15 protein-coding genes are annotated in these 18378 nt (G+C 58.6%); 5 read left to right on the plus strand and 10 right to left on the minus strand.

The window, feature by feature from the left end:
• The first annotated feature begins 40 nt into the window (after nt 1–40).
• Complete coding sequence (locus CQ012_RS05245) at nt 41–1183, plus strand: glutamate--cysteine ligase (RefSeq protein WP_105657616.1); 1143 nt, start codon at nt 41–43, stop codon at nt 1181–1183.
• Between the two features lie 27 nt (nt 1184–1210).
• Here CQ012_RS05245 and CQ012_RS05250 read toward each other — a convergent pair whose 3' ends face one another.
• The 10 genes from CQ012_RS05250 to CQ012_RS05295 form a co-directional block, all read right to left on the minus strand.
• The gene (locus tag CQ012_RS05250) at nt 1211–1885 is read right to left on the minus strand and encodes a FadR/GntR family transcriptional regulator (protein ID WP_105657617.1); all 675 of its coding nucleotides are present in this window, start codon (nt 1883–1885) and stop codon (nt 1211–1213) included.
• On the minus strand, nt 1882–3153 hold the full coding sequence (locus CQ012_RS05255) for an MFS transporter (protein ID WP_105657618.1): 1272 nt from the start codon (nt 3151–3153) through the stop codon (nt 1882–1884). The genes CQ012_RS05250 and CQ012_RS05255 overlap by 4 nt, the downstream gene beginning before the upstream one ends.
• Nucleotides 3154–3367: 214 nt before the next feature.
• Entirely contained in the window at nt 3368–4948 is a 1581-nt protein-coding gene (locus CQ012_RS05260) for a glycoside hydrolase family 32 protein (RefSeq protein ID WP_181149017.1), read from the minus strand.
• Nucleotides 4949–4956: 8 nt separating this feature from the next.
• Nucleotides 4957–5904, minus strand: coding sequence for an ABC transporter ATP-binding protein (locus CQ012_RS05265; protein ID WP_105657619.1), 948 nt, complete (start codon nt 5902–5904; stop codon nt 4957–4959).
• Nucleotides 5901–6818, minus strand: a complete 918-nt coding sequence (locus CQ012_RS05270) for an ABC transporter ATP-binding protein (protein WP_105657620.1) — start codon at nt 6816–6818, stop codon at nt 5901–5903. The genes CQ012_RS05265 and CQ012_RS05270 overlap by 4 nt, the downstream gene beginning before the upstream one ends.
• Nucleotides 6815–7789 carry an ABC transporter permease gene (locus CQ012_RS05275; protein ID WP_105657621.1) on the minus strand — a complete coding sequence of 325 codons (975 nt, stop codon included), beginning with the start codon at nt 7787–7789 and terminating at the stop codon, nt 6815–6817. Before CQ012_RS05275 ends, CQ012_RS05270 begins: the two co-directional genes overlap by 4 nt.
• 5 nt (nt 7790–7794) lie before the next feature.
• A complete protein-coding gene (locus CQ012_RS05280) occupies nt 7795–8772 on the minus strand; it encodes an ABC transporter permease (protein ID WP_105657622.1) in 978 nt (325 codons plus the stop codon).
• 73 nt (nt 8773–8845) lie between these two features.
• On the minus strand, nt 8846–10522 hold the full coding sequence (locus tag CQ012_RS05285) for an ABC transporter substrate-binding protein (RefSeq protein ID WP_105657623.1): 1677 nt from the start codon (nt 10520–10522) through the stop codon (nt 8846–8848).
• 44 nt (nt 10523–10566) lie between these two features.
• Nucleotides 10567–11592 carry a LacI family DNA-binding transcriptional regulator gene (locus CQ012_RS05290; protein ID WP_105657624.1) on the minus strand — a complete coding sequence of 342 codons (1026 nt, stop codon included), beginning with the start codon at nt 11590–11592 and terminating at the stop codon, nt 10567–10569.
• A gap of 370 nt (nt 11593–11962) precedes the next feature.
• The gene (locus tag CQ012_RS05295; protein WP_286134199.1) at nt 11963–12991 is read right to left on the minus strand and encodes a LacI family DNA-binding transcriptional regulator; all 1029 of its coding nucleotides are present in this window, start codon (nt 12989–12991) and stop codon (nt 11963–11965) included.
• Nucleotides 12992–13113: 122 nt separating this feature from the next.
• On the opposite strand from CQ012_RS05295, the gene CQ012_RS05300 reads away from it, so the two are divergent.
• The 4 genes from CQ012_RS05300 to CQ012_RS05315 all read left to right on the plus strand — a co-directional run bounded on the left by CQ012_RS05300 (nt 13114) and on the right by CQ012_RS05315 (nt 18233).
• On the plus strand, nt 13114–14586 hold the full coding sequence (locus CQ012_RS05300; RefSeq protein ID WP_286134200.1) for a glycoside hydrolase family 32 protein: 1473 nt from the start codon (nt 13114–13116) through the stop codon (nt 14584–14586).
• Entirely contained in the window at nt 14583–15488 is a 906-nt protein-coding gene (locus CQ012_RS05305) for a carbohydrate kinase family protein (RefSeq protein ID WP_105657627.1), read from the plus strand. The genes CQ012_RS05300 and CQ012_RS05305 overlap by 4 nt, the downstream gene beginning before the upstream one ends.
• A 39-nt stretch (nt 15489–15527) precedes the next feature.
• Nucleotides 15528–16826, plus strand: a complete 1299-nt coding sequence (locus tag CQ012_RS05310) for an MFS transporter (RefSeq protein ID WP_105657628.1) — start codon at nt 15528–15530, stop codon at nt 16824–16826.
• A 234-nt stretch (nt 16827–17060) separates the two neighbouring features.
• A complete protein-coding gene (locus CQ012_RS05315; RefSeq protein ID WP_105657629.1) occupies nt 17061–18233 on the plus strand; it encodes a metallophosphoesterase family protein in 1173 nt (390 codons plus the stop codon).
• Nucleotides 18234–18378 lie beyond the last annotated feature (145 nt).

The following is an 18378-nucleotide window of genomic DNA, read 5'->3' on the forward strand; positions in this document are numbered from 1 at the left end:
TCCGGAGCATTCCGTCCGAGACGTCATCAATAGGAGCGCCGTGCAGAAAATCGAGTTCGCCCACTCTTCCCAATCCACTATCGGTGTCGAATGGGAAATCGCCTTGGTCAATCGCGAAAGTGCGGACTTGTGCTCGGTTGCCGAGAGTATCCTTGACCAGCTCAAGGATGAGGCCGGTCTTGACCGCGAAGATGAGCATCCGACAGTGAAGCCGGAATTGTTGATGAATACCGTGGAGGTGGTCACCGGTGTCCATACCAACGTGGCAGACGCGGCTGAGGAACTGCGCACCAACGTGCGCATGCTCAACGAGGTCGCCGGAAACCACGGCGTGGACCTGTATTCCGCGGGCTCCCATCCTTTTGCCGCGCCGACCTTGCAGCCGGTGACGGACAAGGACCGCTATGCCAAGCTGATTGACCGCACCCAGTGGTGGGGCCGCCAGATGGTGATCTACGGCGTGCACGTGCACGTGGGCTTGGACGATCGCGAAAAAGCGCTTCCAATCACTGACGGTTTGATCAACTACCAGCCGCATTTCCAAGCACTCAGCGCCTCCTCCCCGTACTGGGGCGGGGAAGACACCGGCTACGCTTCGCAGCGTTCGCTGATGTTCCAGCAACTGCCAGCTGCCGGGATCCCCTTCCACTTCGATTCATGGTCCGAATACGAATCCCACGTTGCAGACATGCTGCATACCGGGGTTATTGATGATGTCTCCGAGATCCGCTGGGATGTGCGTCCGGTACCTCGTTTGGGCACCGTGGAAATGCGCATCTGCGATGGCGTGAGCTCTCTGGATGACATTGCCGCTTTTACCGCACTGACCCAGTGCCTGGTGCACGACATGTCGCTATCCATCGAAGCCGGCTACAAGATTCCTGTTATGCCGGCCTGGTTCCGAGTGGAGAACAAGTGGCGCGCCGCCCGCTACGGGCTGGATGCCATCATCATCCTCAACGCCCAAGGCGACGAGATGCTGGTGACTGACCACCTGCGCTCAGAGGTCAAGCGCCTGGCACCGATTGCCGAGCAGCTGGGATGCGCCGAGGAACTGCAGGGCATAATCCGTTTGATCGAACGCGGGGCGGAATACCAGTTGCAGCGCAATACCTTTGCGGCTTCGGGCGGGGACTTCAAGGCAGTGGTGCAGGAAAACGTCCGGCGCATGAAGGCTGTCTAGTCCGGGCAGCGCCCTCGAAGTCAGGAATTAAGGCATCCAGCTCATGCAGTAATCAAGATTCTTGATAACAGTTCGAGCTGCTGCCTCGGGATCGCCTGCTTCGATTGCGTCTACCAGTGATTCGTGGCCCTCGTGCAGGCAGCCATCGAATCCGTCGGCAAGCCTCTGGACCATCTTGGTTCCGTGGAAAACATCCCCGAAGCTCTCATAGATCTCATGCATCAGCGGAACACCGGAAGCCCGCGCTACTTCCAGATGGAATTTCCAGTCGGCTTTCGCCCACGCAGGATAATCCCGGTTTCCCCATGCTTCGCTTCGCTGGCCCAGCAAAGCGCGCAGCTGTTCGACTACTTTTGCATCAGCGGCTTTGGCAGCGAGCCGGGCCGACTGGGTATCCAGGGCGAATCGCACCTGGAGCACGTCCTGGTCGGAGTGGTCGCGGTACACCCGTTGGGCGGTGCCGCTGATCTCGCTGGTCGCGCGCACATAGGTGCCATCTCCACGGCGGACCTCGAAGATCCCCGTGCTGGCCAGCGCCTTGATGGCTTCGCGCAAGGTCCCGCGGGAGACGCCCATTTCCGCCATCAGCTCGGGTTCAGCCGGAATGCGGTCCCCCACCTTCCAGCGGCCCTTCGCTACGGCGCTCTGCAGCTTCGCCACAACCTCTTCGGACAAGGGCGGACGCAATGGGGTCTTGCTCATGGCCGCTCCGCTTCAGCCGAGCCGTCCACTTCGATCAACGGATGCGAATCGGCTTCGGTACGCAGGCCGCCCAGCTTGTAGCAGAACAGAAGCTGCACCACAGCGAAGGCGAGGATGATCACCAAGCCAACCGTCCAAGATCCCAATGCGCCCTGCATGAGCCCCAGGGCGAAGGGTCCAATGGCTGCAATCAGGTAGCCGACAGATTGGGCCACCGTGGACATTGCTGTCGTTTCTTCTGCGCTGCCGCCACTGCGGCTGAGCATGAGCATCACCAGCGGGAACACCCCGAAGCCCAGGCCAATGAAGACCGAGCTGATCAAGGACAGTTCTACCGGCAAGAGCAGCAGAGCGATAAAACCGAGTACCGAGCAGCTGGTAGTCAGCACGAAGGCACTGCGCAGCAGGGCCGGCTTCGAAGCCATCCAGAGCATGATCATGACTGCCGGGATGCTGACTCCCTGCACGATGCCCAGCATCAAGCCGGCATCAACTGGCTCCAGCCCGCGCGAAATGAGGATATGCGGCAACCAGCTGACCACGGTATAGACCAGCAGCGACTGGATGCCGAAAACAGTGGTGAACAGCAAGCCCTTGCGCGTGGCCAGTAGCGGCCATGGAGAAACATGCGTGCCCTTCTGAACAGCGGAACGCTTCCCGGAGATGGACAGCGGCACAAAGACCAGCAAAGCCAGGCCGGCGGGAATCGCCCACAAAGCCAATGCCGTCGTCGGCGAACCCGCCTTCACCGCCAGCGGGACGCTGATTGCGGAGGCCAGCGTCGCGCCGATGGACATGGTGGTCGTGTAGGCCGCGGTCATCGACGCGGCGCGGTTCCCGTGGTGCTCTCGAATAAATGAGGGCATGGCCACATTGCAGATGGCCAAGCCGCACATGCCTACCACGGTGCCGGCCAGCAAGGCCCAAGTTGAATCGACAATGCGCAAGGCCAGCCCAGCGGTGAGCAGCAGCAAGGACAGGGCGATGCCCAGTTCCAGTCCGGTCCTGCCGATCACCAAGCTCGTTGCCGCGCCAGCCACGGCAAAGCACAAAACTGGGATCGTCGGCAGCAGCGAAGCGATGAACGTGCCGTACCCCATCATCTCCTGCAGGTCATGGAAGAGCGGAGATGCCGAGGCAATACCCATGCGCAGGTTCAGCCCGACGAGGATCACCGCCGCAACTGCCAGTGCGCTTGCCCGCCAGGGATGCTTGGCGGCTTTGCTGGCAGGAGGCGGGGCCGCGGATTCTGATGCGTTGTCGATCACGTTTAAACATTAGACGTTTGATGTTTCACGCGGCGAATCCTGTGATCCAGCGCACCAGAACCTCGCGGCGTGCCCGCTTCTGTCCGCCAAGTACTGCTGCTCGGGGCCGAACTCCGGCTACGTCGTGCACTTGGCAAGCACCGCAGGATGGCCCGCGACCCGATTTACCCCAAGCCACCCTCGGGCTTCCTGGATCCTGGCAGCAGCCAGCCTCCTATGCGAAGCCCAGCTCGCGCGCCGTGAGATTCTTGTATGACGCTTTCCCGCCGGAGACAAAGAGCTTGATCCCGGCATCAGTGGACAGCGGGAACACGCGATGAGAGTGGACGAGCCGCCCGTCGCCGAAGAACACCTCGACGCTAGAGCGATCCACCAGGATGCGCACGTCGAGTTTCCCGCTCGGTACCTCCAATGGGCTCTTGGATTCGCCCTTATCCCCCGGATGGAAGCCCGGCTTGCGATTCACATAGGCGAACCCGCCGGCCAAATAGAGCCCGGTTGCCACATGGCGCGTTCCGGATACGGCCCGGCACAGCTCGAAACCGATGTTTTCCGGCGGGTTGGCCGGGTCCCACTGCAATTCGCACTGCAGCACATAAGCACTGCTGGAGAACGGGAGAATCTTCTCCCCCGAAACCACAGGGCTGCCGAACTTGGTGGTTGCACGGGCTAGCCTGTCCAGCTGCGCCACCGGAACAGAAGCGAGGTAATTGCCATTCGGTCCGGCAACCATCCGCACCTCGCGCACAATCATGTCGTCTCCGTTGTAGCCATCGGTGGCCATGCTCGGAGCATTATGCGGATAATCCCAGAAGTTGTTCCAGCCAATGGCGCGGCGCATTCCGGGATTTTCGCTGCCATCGGCGTGGTGGTCCGGATAGGTCACCGCGCCGTAGAAGTCGAAGCCCCAATCCAGCCATTGCGGCTCGGCTTGCGAAGCAGTGAAGGCCTTTCCGTCGAAGTCGCCAATCCAGTAGGCGTAGGTAGCGGGCAAATCGCGGGGCTTGCCGTTAGCGCTGGTTCCCAGCACCCAATGCCTGGAGCCATCCGAAGCCTGGATCTGGAAGAGATCCGGGCATTCAAGAATGCCCAGAGTGGTGCGCACGAATTCGCTGGTTCTCGTCCACTGCTTCAGATCCGCCGAAGCATAGATTCCGATGCGGTCTCCCTCGGCATTGAGCAGGACCCACTGAGAGCTCTGCTCATGCCAGATCACCTTCGGGTCGCGGAAGGCATCGGTGCCCGGGTTGGCCAGAACCGGTTCGGTCCCTCCGGGTATGAAGCTGCGTCCCTTGTCGGTGGAGTACCAGAGGTACTGGGCCTGCACGCCATTGGGGGCTTGGGTGACCAAAGCAATCAACGTGCCCTTCCCGTATCCTGCGGTGTTTTGCTGGTCGATGACAATTGATCCGGACCAGCAGTCCCCGTTGGGGCTCTCATGCTTGCTGATAGCTACGCCGCGGTCAGTGAAATTGACGTGGTCAGTGGTACTCGCCATGCGCCAGCTGGTCCCAATGCCGCCGAGAATGTAGTCCTCGTTGTAGAGGTAGTAGTACAGGTATTCGCCATCAAGATACACCGGACGCTGCGGGTCGTTCTTCCAATTGTCGGGGACGCTGAAGTGGTAGCTGGGACGGTAGCTCATGGCCGGGGAAACGCCCTTCTTGGTCTTGGAGCTGCCTGCGGGAGCGGCATGGGCTGCATCTGGGCCAACCCCGGCCAGCCCCAAAGCGGTGGCTGCAGCCAGGGTTTTGACAACATTTCTCCGGGAGGCGCTGCCGTAGGCGGCATTCATATCCAGATTCAATTCATTTCGCTTTCGCCGGCCAGCACCCAGTGCTGGCGTGATTCATCGATCATGTGCTTTTTCAGGGTGGTGCTGGCCGACCAGCGGTGGATCTGTTCACGCAGGGCCGCGCGCTTCGACGCATCCTGGCTGCTGTCGCGGTCCGGGTCGGGTACCGCGCCCACCAGCAGCCGGGTGTATGGATGCCGGGGATTGTCCAGCAGCTGCACGGACTCGCCCGACTCGACTATTCGCCCCTCGTTAAGTACCGCGATCCGGTCCGAGAGATAGCGGGCGGATGCCAAGTCGTGGGTGACATAGAGGATGCAGATCCCATGCTCATCGCGCAGCTTGTGCAGCAGATTCAGCACGCCGATCCGCACCGAGACATCCAGCATGGAGGTCGGCTCATCGGCCAGGATGACTTTCGGCTTGGCTGCCAGCACGCGGGCGATTGCAATGCGCTGGCGCTGTCCGCCGGAGAGCTCGTGCGGGAATGAGGACAACACATCCGGGCTCAGCCCGACGGTGGACACCAGCTTGGCCATTTCTGCGCGCTTGGACTTGATGCTTGGTTGGTGCAGCGCCAAGGCGCGTTCCAGGATGTGCTCCACTCGGAAGGCCGGGTTCAACGAACCGAAAGGGTCTTGGAACACCATTTGCACTTCGCTGCGGTAGTTCCGGGCCGCTGATCCCTTGAGCCCGGATATGTCCTTTCCATTGACCAGCATTTCCCCGGAATCCGGTGCCTCAAGCAATGCCAAGCAGCGGGCCAACGTCGATTTACCGGAACCTGATTCGCCCACCAGCGCCACGATTTCACCGCGGTGCAGATCCAGGTCGATACCCCTCAGGGCCGGAACCTTCGTGCGACGGAACAGTGCGGTGCTGGTGAAAGATTTGCTCAGCGAACGGATACGCACCACTGGCACCATAGAGGCGTGCTTGGCAGCTGTCGAGGTCATGGCAGTTCTCCTTGAGTGAGGACCGGGGCTTGGGTCGGGGCGACCCAATGGCCTTCGCCTACCTGCCTAAGGTCCTTGATGTTGGTGAATCTGGTGCCTTCGGCCAAGCCGGTGAGCTTGACTTTCGGTCCGTGCAGGGGCGGGAACGCCCCGAGCAGCGCCTGCGTATAGGGGTGCTTCGAACCATGGCGCAACGACGGCGCCGGTGCCAGCTCCACGATGCGCCCTCCGTACATGATGCCAATGCGATCGGAGAGCTCAAGCATCAGCGACATGTCATGGGTGATGAACAGGATGGCGAATCCGAGTTCGCTTTGCAGTTCCCTGATCTGCTCCAGGATTTCTTGCTGAACCACTACGTCCAGCGCCGTGGTGGGCTCATCCAGGATCAGCAACCGCGGGTTCAGCGCACAGGCCATGGCAATGACAATGCGCTGGCGCTGTCCGCCTGAAAGCTGGTGCGGATAGGCCCGCAATCGCGCCGGATCGATGCGCACCATGGTGAGCAGCTCTTCGGCGCGCTGCACCGCGGCAGCACGGGTGCCGCCACGGTGCGTGCGGATCACGTCGACAAACTGCTCGCCAATTCGGGTGACCGGGTTCAATGAGTTCATCGCCGACTGGAATACCATGGCGACGTTGTTCCAGCGCCAGGCGCGCAGTTCCGCTTCGTCCATGCCCAGCACATCTTGGCCTTCAAAGAGGATCTTGCCGTGGGTGATCCGCGCAGGATCTTTCAGCAAGCGCATGATCGAGTTGGCAATGGTGGACTTGCCGCAGCCGGACTCCCCCGCCAAACCGAAGATTTCACCGGAGTGGATGGCGAAGCTGACCCGGTCAGCGCCGCGCACAGCTCTCTCGTCGCTGACGTACTCGACGGTCAGGTCCTGGACTTCCAATACCGGGACGCTCATTTTTCTTCCTTTCGCACCACGGTAGTCGCCGCGGTGCTTTTCGTTGCATGCTTCGGGCGGCGCAGGCGCGGATTGGTGATTTCATCCACCGCGTAGTTGCACAGGGCCAAGGCGAAGGCGACCAAGGCGATGGCCAGGCCCGATGGCACGAAAATCCACCATTGGCCCAGCATCAGCGATCCGTCGCTGGTCGCCCAGAACAGGTTGGTACCCCAGGAGATGGTGTTCACGTCGCCCAAGCCCAGGAATTCAAGCCCAGCCTGTGCGCCGATGGAGCCGATGATGCAGCCAAGCAGCGTGGTCATGACGACCGAGGCCATATTGGGGAGCATTTCGCGGACCATGATGCGCAGCGGGCGCTCGCCCGATACCAAAGCCGCGGCAACATAGTCTTTTCCGCGGATGGACATGGCCTGGGAACGCATGACGCGTGCGCTGCCTGCCCATCCGGTAATCATCAGCACCACGATCACCGTGCCAAGACCAGGCGGCATGAATGCCGCCAGGATCACCAGCAACGGCAGGCCGGGCACCAGCAGGAAGACGTTGGTAACCAGGGAGAGCACCTCGTCCAGGCCGCGGCCGAAGTAGGCCCCGCTCAACCCGACCAGCACGCCGACAATGGTGGAGAGGATGCCGGCGGCGAAGCCGACGAAGAGCGACGAGCGGGCACCCCACAGGGTCAGCCCCAAAACGTCTTGGCCCTTGCTGGTGGTACCCAGCCAATGCTCCATGCTTGGTGCGCTGGCACCGGCCGAGGTAATCCGCGACGGATCCCCGGGGAAGAGCGCCGGGGCAAGCAAGGCCAGGATGATAAAGGCAAGCAGGATGCTGAGCCCAGCCACGGCCTTGCCGTTGCGGAGCAAAGTCCGCAGCAACCGGGTAGCACTGACTCTGGCACGCGCGGAGCCGCTTTCCTCCGCTGGTTGCGAGGCAGCCAGAGTCTGTGGATCTGTAGCATTCTGGGTCATGGCGATCAGCCTTTCCGCACGCGAGGGTCGAGTCGGACGTAGACAAGGTCTACGAGGAAGTTGGCTATCAGCACCGCGGCAGTAATGGTCAGGAACATGCCCTGCATCAGCGGGTAGTCAAGGCCTTGGACAGCGCCGAGCAGCTGGTAGCCGACGCCTGGGTAGGCGAATACCACTTCGGTCAGCAGTGCGCCGCCGACGATGAAGCCGATGCTCATGCCCATGCTGGTGACCGATGGCAGCATCGCGTTGCGTGCCGCGTAGTTCAGCATGATGCGGTGCGGTCGCAGCCCCTTGGCCTCGGCCATCAAAATATAGTCTTCGGAGTTGGTGGCAATCATGGTGTTGCGCATGCCCAGCATCCAGCCGCCCAGGGAAACCAGCACGATGGTCAGCGCGGGCAGGACCAGGTGCGCTGCAACGTCCAGGATGAATTCGAGATTGAATCCGGGAACCAGGCCTACGGAGAAGGCATGGCGCATCGGGGCGACGCCCATGTTGATGCCGAAGATGTACAAGGCCCCCATGGCTAGCCAGAAATACGGGAAAGAACCGATGAACACCAGCAGCGGTGGAGCAACCGAGTCCAAGAAGCCGCCACGGCGCCAGGCGGCAAGGATGCCCAGGAGGTTTCCGAGGATCACGGCGAAAATCAATGAAGTCAGTCCCAGCAGCAAGGTCCACGGCAGCTGCGAGGCGATGACCTCGGAGACTGGAGTGGGGAAACGGGAAATCGACATCCCAAAGTCGCCGGTCAAGACACGGCTAAGATAGCCAAAGTATTCGGGGATGATGGGGCCGCCGTCCACTCCCATCAGGGTTCGAAGTGCTTCGACTTGTTGTGGCTCAAGCCGTTGCTGCGAGCGGGACAGCATGCGGGTGACGGGATCGCCTGGCATCAGCCGCGGTAGAAGGAAATTCAGGGTGATTGACGCCCAGAAGGCTAGGAGATAAAAGCCCAAGCGCCGTAGGAGGAAACTCATGTTGTGTGTCCTTGGCTAAGGATCGCAACGCAGCGGGCGGACGGTATCCGCCCGCTGCGAAGGGAAAATGTTGCTAGTTCGCTGGTTCCAGGCTGGTGAGCACCAGAACGGTGGTCGGGGCCCGGTTGCTCAACGTGGCATACGGGTTATCTTCGGTTGGCCAACCCACGAAGTTCTCAGTGGTGTAGGCACCCCATTCCGGGCCGGCGAATAGCGGTACTACCGGTGCCAGTTCGCTGTAGCGAGCCTGCAGGTCGTTAACGATCTGCTTCTGTTCTCCCTCATCGCCGGCAGCCACGAACTTGTTCAACAGCTCATCTGCTTTTTTATCGCTGAACCGGTGGTAGTTGTCAAAGGTCTGCTTGCCCACGGGCTTGACGTTCTGGCTGCCCATGAGGTTGAGGTAGTACTGGTAAGGAGTCGGAGCGTTAGCGGTCCAAACGATTCCGGTGTCGAATTCACCGGTTTCGTAGCTTGCGGTCACCGCGGCCCAATCCGGCGAATCAACAGTGGCCTTGATGCCCACGTCCTGGAGGTTTTGGGCGATGATATTCGCTACCGAAAGCCAATCCGAGGAGGTTGAACCCACGGAGATATCGAAGGTGAATGGCTTGCCAGCGGCGGTGGTGCGCTGCCCCTGTGCATTCTCCTTGAAGCCTGCTTCATCAAGAAGCTTCTTTGCGCCTTCCACATCCCGCGTGGTCCAGTCGCACTGTTCGACGACCGCAGTGTCGCGCCACTTGTCATAGTTGCCGGACAGTCCGGTGCAGTCCGCTGGTTTGGCGTAGTCGGACATGCCGACCTTGACAACCTGTTCGCGGTCTACGGCCATGCTCAACGCCTTGCGTACGCGAACATCCGAGAATTCTTTCTTGGTAGTGTTCAGCTGCCAGTTGATTTCGGCGCCAGTGGTCGGGAACCAGAAATGACGGTGCTCCGGATCCTTGTCCACGTAGGTCGATTGGATATCCGGCATGTAGGTTTGCGTCCAGTCAACATCGCCGGAGATGGCGGCGAGGTTGGCTCCGTCGTTGCCGGCGAAAGCGAGCATGCGGATGCCGCCGATATTCTGCTTCTCGGGTTGCCAATAGTATGGGTTCTTGCCCAATTCGAAGGACTGCGCCTGGAAATTGGCTACTTCGGTGTATGGTCCGGTGCCTACCGGTTTCGGGTTCTCTTCATTTCCGGGCTTGTCGAACTTGGACCAGATGTGGGCCGGGACAATCACCTGCTGGCCCAGTTCGTAGAGGGCCGGGGTGAATGCCTGCTTGAAGTGGAACTCGATGGTCGAGTCATCGAGAGTCTTGATGGACTTCAGGTAGTCATAGCCGCCGAGCAGTTCCTTTTGCAGTTCAACTGAGAGCTTGACGTCCTTGGACGTCAGCGGGGTGCCATCGGAGAATCTAACGCCCGGACGCAGATTGAAGGCCAGCGACTTTCCGTCTTTGCCTGCACTCCACTCCGTGGCCAGCCAAGGCACGGTGTCGCCGCCTGCCGGGTTGTAGACCAGCATGGATTCGTAAATGGACTGCCCGGTCATTGGCGCAGCATTGGGCGAGAAGGGGTTGAAGTTTTTTGAGAAGGTTCCCATGTCCTCGCGCGGAATGGTCAGGAACGCGGCGTTGGCTGATCCGTCGCCCCCTTCAGTTCCGCCTGGATTCGATGCGACGCATCCGCTCAAGGCGAGGGTGCCGGCCACAGCGGTCGCGGCCACGGCAAGGTGCGCGCGACGTAAGTATTTGATTATCATTGAAGTTCCTCATCCATTCATGTGATGTGTAGCGGAGGGGAAGTTCATCTGCGGCCGTGCATGGCCACAGACGAACGAATGCGTGGGGGGCAGCCGATGGTAATTTGGCGATTCTCGATCGGCGAGCCCTCTACCATTTGATTCAATAGGGACACCCCCGCCATGCCCAGTTCTTCGAAGGGCAAGGCAATGGTTGTCAGCTTTGGCCGCATATGCGGTGCCAGAATTTCCTGATCATCGAATCCGACGATTGAAATGTCTTTTCCCACCTGCAATCCGCGTTCCTTGATTGCGTCATAGGCGCCCATGGCGATCCGGTCATTTCCGCAAAAAATTGCGGTAGGCGGATCCAGTTGGCTTAGCAGCGTTTGCGTACCGTGGTACCCGCTGTCGGCAGTTCCATCACCAGGCACGATCCGGGAATCATCGAATTCAATTCCGTGATCGCGCAGGGCCTGCTTCATACCGGCTTGGCGTCCGATTTGCGCAGGAATTCCTGTTTTGAGAGTGATGTGCCCGATGCTGGTGTGCCCGGCCTTGGCCAGGATTTCAGCGGCAGCGTATCCGCCGCCGAATTCATCCGGAACAATTGATGGCAATTGGCCTCCGGCGTCGAAGCAGTTGACCAGTACGCAGGGAACTGATTTTGCATTTTCCGGCACCGTGATTTGGCGGTGCCAGGAAGTCGCGATGATCAATCCGCCAACCTGCTGTTCAAGCAGCTTCTCAACGGCGAGGTTGTCCATGCCTGGATCATCGTCGCTGGGTGCGATAAGGAGGAAGTTGCCGTCTTTCCATGCTGCCTGCTGCGCTCCCTTGATCACGTCAGTGGCAAAGGGCGAGGTGGCAATTTCGGTCACCAGCCCGAACCAGGAGCTGCGTTTGCTGGCCAAGGTTCGTGCGGCTGCGTTGGGGCGGTAGCCCAGTTCGCGCGCCGTTTGGTTGATTCGTTCTCTTGTGGTTTCGGGGATGCTTGATTCCATCCGGCCGTTGAGTACGAATGAGACGGTTGTTCGGCTCACCCCGGCTGCTTTGGCAACGTCGGCCATGGTCACTGACTGCTGAGACATGCCCCTCCTCCCCTTCGAGATCAGTGCGTTTCGCGTCGTGCCAACGGTTTGCTAACACGATTCAGTAACGCGCGTTACTACGCTGTGAAATAAGGTAACCTACATCACTTACGGCTGTCAAGGAAGAAGTTTTGCGGCAGTGAAAATCATTGACAGGATCGATTCCTGACCGTCAAGGCCATGGATCCAAGACATGGGAATCCCTTGCTTCATTCAGCTGAGTAGGGCAAATGGGGCACGATGCCACAGGGCAGAGGCGTAATCAGCACCCCGAAGCATGGCAGCCATTCCCCGAAATGGCACTGGTAGACACAAAGGAAATCGTGGAAATCAGGTTCGCGGAACCGGCCGGCTCGGTTGCGCCCGCGAGTCAGCGGGATTTCATGGACTCGCGCTCGATGAGCGGCATGTCGATCTGATGCTCCCCGGGCTCCAGCTTTCCATCGAGCAGAAGCTCAACGGCCAGAGCACCCATCCCCTCATATGGAAGTCGAATAGAGGTCAATTGCGGGCGAAGGTAGCTGGCAATGATCTCGTCATCGAAAGACAGCACGGACAGGTCCGTTCCTGGCTTCAGGCCATTTTCGGCGAGCGCTTGGAAGACACCCATGGCCACGCGGTCATTGGCGCAAATGATGGCGTCAGGGTTGTACCCGTCGGCTAGCATCCGGATTGTTGCTTCATATCCGTCGGTGGGGTTCCAGTCGTCGAGCACCCAGTGGCCCAGTACTTCGAGGTTTGATTCCGCCAAGGCTCTGCGCAGGGAGCCGAAGCGGCGAGAGATACTTGGATAGGTTCGCGGATCCTTTTCGGCGTTTTCAAGTTCACCGATGACCGCAACACTCTTCGCCCCGGATTCGATAACCCTCTGCACGGCTTTAGCCCCCGAATCCATCTCATTGGGAAGCACTGCGACGCAAGGGCTGTCGTCAATGCCGTTGACCAGCACGGTGGGCAATCCAGTTTTCGGGATCTTCAAATCACGTTGGCGAGAATCCATGAACCCAAGAATCAGCCCGTCAACGTCCCGGTGGGTCATCTGCGTTATTGCTTCAGCCATTTGTTCTGGCTTGCCGAAGGTCTCAGCAATGAGCACCGTATGGTCTCGCTCTTCCGCTGCGCGCAGGATGCCGGTGATCATTTCGGAAGCAAAACGAGTCACGGTAACTTGATCAGAGATGAACCCCAGGGTGCGCGTCTTCCCGCTTCGCAAGGATTGGGCTGCCGCATTTGGCCGGTAACCCAGTTTCTTGGCGGCCGCGCGCACTCGTTCCGTGGCTTCGGCGGACAGTCGCGTGCCCGGCTTATTGTTCAGGATCATGCTGACGGCAGCCTTGGACATCCCCGAAGCTTCTGAAACGTCAGCAATTGTTATCCGCTTGGCTTTAGGCGATTCCACATTTCCCTCTTGAGACAGTTCGAATGCAATTATTCGACCCTAGCCTATTGCAGTGATTCGGCCACGCTGTTAGAGTCTTGTGCTAAATCCATTTAGCCAACTCATATCGAAGGATGGCAGCGTTGCCCGAAACTCAACAGGTCGCGGTGAAGCGACCACAGCTACATTTCACTGCGAAGAAAAACTGGATCAATGACCCCAATGGATTGTTCTTTGACGGAAAGCAATACCACCTGTACTTCCAGCACAATCCTCACGGCGTAGGCCACGGATTCATGTCTTGGGGCCACGCGGTCAGCACCGATCTGGTGAACTGGGAAGAACTTCCTATCGCGATTCTGCACGGCGACATGGCTGATATCTTCTCCGGCTCCATCGTGGTGGACCACGAAAATACCAGCGGCTTCGGCGACGGCACGGTTGCGCCGGTCGTTGCCATCTACACCGCGGCAGCCAAGGATGAGACCAACCAGTCCCAAGCCATCGCCTACTCGCTGGATGGTGGAATCACTTTCACCAAATACGGGCAGAATCCAGTTCTGGATCGAGGGTCCAAGGACTTCCGCGACCCAAAGGTCATCCGATACGAATCCGAGCAGGGTTCCTTCTGGGTCATGGTTGCTGTTGAAGCCATTGATCGCCGAGTGATGATCTACCGTTCTGAGAACCTCAAGGACTGGACCGAGCTCTCCAGCTTCGGACCCCAGGCTGCTGTTGCCGGAATCTGGGAATGCCCAGATCTATTCCAGCTACCAGTTGCCGGCACAGACCAGCTGAAGTGGGTTCTAATTGTTTCGCTGAACCCAGGCGGCGTGGCCGGCGGCTCAGGTACCCAGTACTTCATTGGTGAATTCAACGGCACCACCTTCACTCCTGATGAGACTCAGGAAACTTGGGATAGCTTCGGATACGAATCCTTGAAGCAGGGCGACTGGCTGGACTGGGGACGCGACTTCTATGCAGGTGTCAGCTTCCACGGCTTGCCACTAGACGAGCAAACTCTCATTGCCTGGATGAGCAACTGGGACTACGCCCGCGAGCTCCCCCACGACGGATGGCGCGGATCCATGAGCGCCGCACGCCGGCTGGATTTGGTGAAAGACTCCAACGGCAAGTTGGACATTCGCCAGCGCATTCTCGGATTGCCAAAAGCCGACGTTGCATCAAGCAAGGCCAACGCTGGCGAAAATCGTATTGAGCTGGGCTCCCCCGCTCTGGTTGAACTGACGTTTGCTACCAGCCCAACCGAACCAGCAGTCCTTTCCTTATTCCGCGCCGATGACACTCTTATCAGCGAACTCACCGTTGAATCCGCATTGATTCAGCACCGCCGCGAAGCAGGCAAGGTAGACCACGAGCTCTACGCCTCCAACCAGCGCATGCCTCTGCCCGCTGGTTCGGATGAACTAGATGTGAAAGTTCTCGTGGATCACGGATCTATCGAAATCCTAGCTGCTGGTGGTCGACGTTCCCTTACGGATCAGCTCACCGGTGAGGCAGCGCTGGCCTACGCGACCTTGCGCGTCGCAACTGGTGCGAATGCGTCTTTCAAAGTTCAAGAACTCTCTGATAACGCACTGGAGCCCAAGGCATGAGCCGCATTAGCGTAATGGGCGAATCCCTCGTCGACGTTGTTGAAGAAACTGCGCATCCTGGCGGATCACCGCTGAATGTCGCCGTCGGGCTTGCCCGGCTGGGACATGATGTTCAGTTCTATACGGAATTCGGTCAGGATTCCTACGGCATTCAAATTGCGGAGCACCTGGATCAGGCGGGAGTGCATGTTGCCGCCGGCTCAGTAACTGGGCATCCCACGTCCGTAGCCCAGGTAGTGATGGATGAGCACTTCAATGCTCGTTACACCTTCGACATCCACCAGCAGATTCCTGCTGTCCCCGCTGATGATTCCAGCGAATTGCTGCACACCGGTTCCATCGCTGCTTGGATTGAACCCTCGGGTCAAATCATTGTCGATGCTTTCAAGAATGCATCAGACGATTCACTTCGAAGCTATGACCCTAACCTCCGTCCGGATCTTGTCGAGGACAGGGACTCGGCTTTGCAACGCATTGAGCTGCTGATGGGCCTGAGCCACATCGTGAAGCTCAGCGACGTTGATGGTCAGTGGCTATACCCAGGCCTAGAGCCATGGGAGGTTCTGAAGCACGTAGCCAGCCTCGGCCCAGCCTTGGCGGTGATGACTCAGGGCGGCGATGGTTGCGTGGCGCTTTCCTCGGGACGGCAATTTGATGTCGCTGCCTCTCCCACCAATCTTGTGGACACCATAGGTGCCGGGGACGCCTTCATGTCCGGGCTGCTCTTTGGAGTGCTGGCTAATCCAGAATTCGCTCAAGCTCTTCGTCACGGCGCAACGGCTAAGTCTCAAGATGTTGAAGAGGCACTTCGTCAGGCCTTAACCTCAGCTGCACTGACAGTGGCACAAGCCGGAGCCAATCCCCCGTGGATTAAAGACTTCTCCCTCGCAATCGCTCAGTAACTACGCTTCGCAGCGTTCACGAAAGAATCCAGGACAAAGATGGCTGGCATTACGACTACTTACAAGAATCCTATTTACCTCCAGAGTTCCTTCTCGATGCTCCTGTTCTTCGCATCGTGGGGCATCTGGTGGTCCTTCTTCCAGATCTGGCTCACCAGCGAATCAGCAGGTCTAGGGCTCACCGGGGCACAGGTCGGCACGCTCTACTCGGTAAACTCGCTGGCAACGCTGATCCTGATGTTTGCCTACGGGACCATTCAGGATCGGCTTGGCGACAGAAAGCATCTGGCCACCATTCTTGCCTCGGTGACCGCCCTGATCGGGCCATTCTGCACGTGGGTCTACCAGCCACTATTGCAGTCCCAGTTCATGGCCGGCGTGCTCATTGGCGCCATTGTCTTGTCAACTGGTTTCCTAGCCGGAGTTGGGCTATTTGAAGCCTTGACCGAACGCTACAGTCGCCGTTTCAACTTTGAATACGGGCAGGCCCGCATGTGGGGGTCCTTTGGCTACGCTCTGGTCGCATTGGCGGCCGGCTTCCTGTTCACTATCAACCCCATGCTGAACTTCTGGATCGGGTCCGTTCTGGGCCTGGCCCATCTCCTGCTGCTGGTGCTGGGCCGTACCAATAGACAGCCAGTGATCGCCGCCGGTTCCGGCAGGAAAATTCTTTCCCCCGCAACTACACCGACAATTCGTGAAATGTTCAGGCTATTCCGGCTGCCGAGTCTCTGGCTGATCATCTTGTTCGTCATGCTATCTTGGACGTTCTACACCGTCTTCGACCAGCAGATGTTCCCCGAGTTCTACACCGGCCTATTTGAATCACCCGAGACCGGACAGCGGGTATACGGAATCTTGAACTCAGTTCAGGTGTTCGTTGAAGCGGCCATGCTTGGCATCATCCCCCTGGTCATGCGCCGGATAGGCATTCGTTCAGCATTGCTACTGGGAGTGGCCATCATGTTTGTCCGCATCATCGGCTGCGCTCTGGTTGACGATCCGGTGCTGGTCTCGGCAATCAAGATGTTGCATGCCATTGAGACACCGCTATTCATCTTGCCGATCTTCCGTTACTTCACGCTGCACTTCAATCCGGCACTGTCGGCAACCCTATACATGGTTGGGTTCCAAGTATCGGCACAGATTGGCAACGTCATTCTGTCCACTCCCCTCGGTGCGCTCCATGACCGTATGGGCTACCAGCAGACCTTCATCGTGATTTCTCTAGTTGTGCTATTAGCTGGGATCTACGGATTCTTCGCTCTCAAAAAAGATGATCAGCAGGTAGATGGTGACCCGTTCATGCGTCATTCAAAAGCTGCCATGAACTCATAGCTGACTATTAGGCGAAGCGGGGTGGGATGTTGTCGAATTCGACGACATCCCACCCCGCTCTCGTTTGAGTAAGGAATGTCAAAAATGCGCAACTTCTGCATTGGGTTTATTTATGTTGCACACCTATTGTCGATGACTTAATTTCATCATTTCGTCACTCTGGATTCCTACGATCTAAACATTGTCGCCACGATAATTACACGGCGAATCACAGAATCATTTTGAAAGGTCTCCATGAAAACATCGTCTTCTGTTCCACGTCGCGGGATATTGGTTGCCGGCACCGCAGCCGCTATCACCGGACTCTTCGCCGCCAACAGCGCCACTGCATCCCCAGCACCGGCTGAGAATCCGGGAACGGCTCCCAGGCCAAAACTGAAATTCGCGGCAGATGGCAAGTTCAAGATCGTTCAGTTCAATGACACCCAGGATGGACCGCGCACCGATCGTCGCACCATTGAGCTGATGGAGAAGGTTCTGGATGCCGAGAAGCCCGGCTTCGCCCTGATCAACGGCGATGTAATCAATGGCTCCTCTCAAACAGTTACCGAAGTCAAGCAGGCTATCAACAACGTCGTGCAGCCGATGGAGTCCCGCGGTATCCCTTGGGCACTTACCTTCGGCAATCACGATGAAGATTCAATGCCCAATGGCACAGGCATGGACGAGGCAAAGATCCTGAACTTCATTCGAGGCTATGAGTTCAATGCCAACTCGAAGAATGACAAGATTGTTGGCGAATCGAATTCCCAGTTGCTGATCGCTTCCTCGAAGACCGCCAAACCTGTCTTTGGCATCTGGCTGCTTGATTCGAACCGCTACGCTCCAAAGACTGTTGGCGGCCAGGACTTCGAGGGCCTCATGTCCTACGACTGGATCCGTCCCGAGCAGATCGCTTGGTATCGCGAGGCTTCCATAGCCACCGAAAACCGCTACGGCAAGGTTCAGTCGCTAATGTTCTTCCACATACCACTGTGGGAGCACAACCACATGTGGTACGGCGCCCAGTTCACCTCGAACGACGCTGACCACGAGAAGGCCATCAAGAAGCACTCTATCGTCGGAGTGAAGAACGAGGGCGTCTACACCGGCGCATTCAATTCCGGCATGTTCGCCGCGCTGCAGGAACGCGGAGATGTCCGGGGCGTGTACTGCGGCCACGACCACATCAACACCTACATGGGTGACTACTACGGCATCGAGCTCGGCTACGGTCCAGGTACCGGTTTCGGCACCTACGGCCTCGGTGGGACCGAGAACCATCACCTACGCGGCGCCCGGGTCTTCGAACTCGACGAGAACAAGAACAGCGTTTACGCCGGAACCCGCACCGTGTTCGCCAAGGATCTGGGTATCGACATGGGTACTCAGGGACAACCGATCGAAGGGCCACTGCCGCTTCCATAGCCAAGACAAGTTCTGAGCAAGACGAAACCGACCGACGAATGAGCGATTTCGTCTTGCCCAGACTTTTTTTACCGCAGCGAAACTGGTAACGGCAAATTATCGAACAGCTGGAAACCATGGCCGGCGTATTTGTAAAGCGTTCCAG

The sequence above is a fragment of the Arthrobacter sp. MYb214 genome (genome assembly GCF_002979865.1).
GTDB lineage: Bacteria > Actinomycetota > Actinomycetes > Actinomycetales > Micrococcaceae > Glutamicibacter.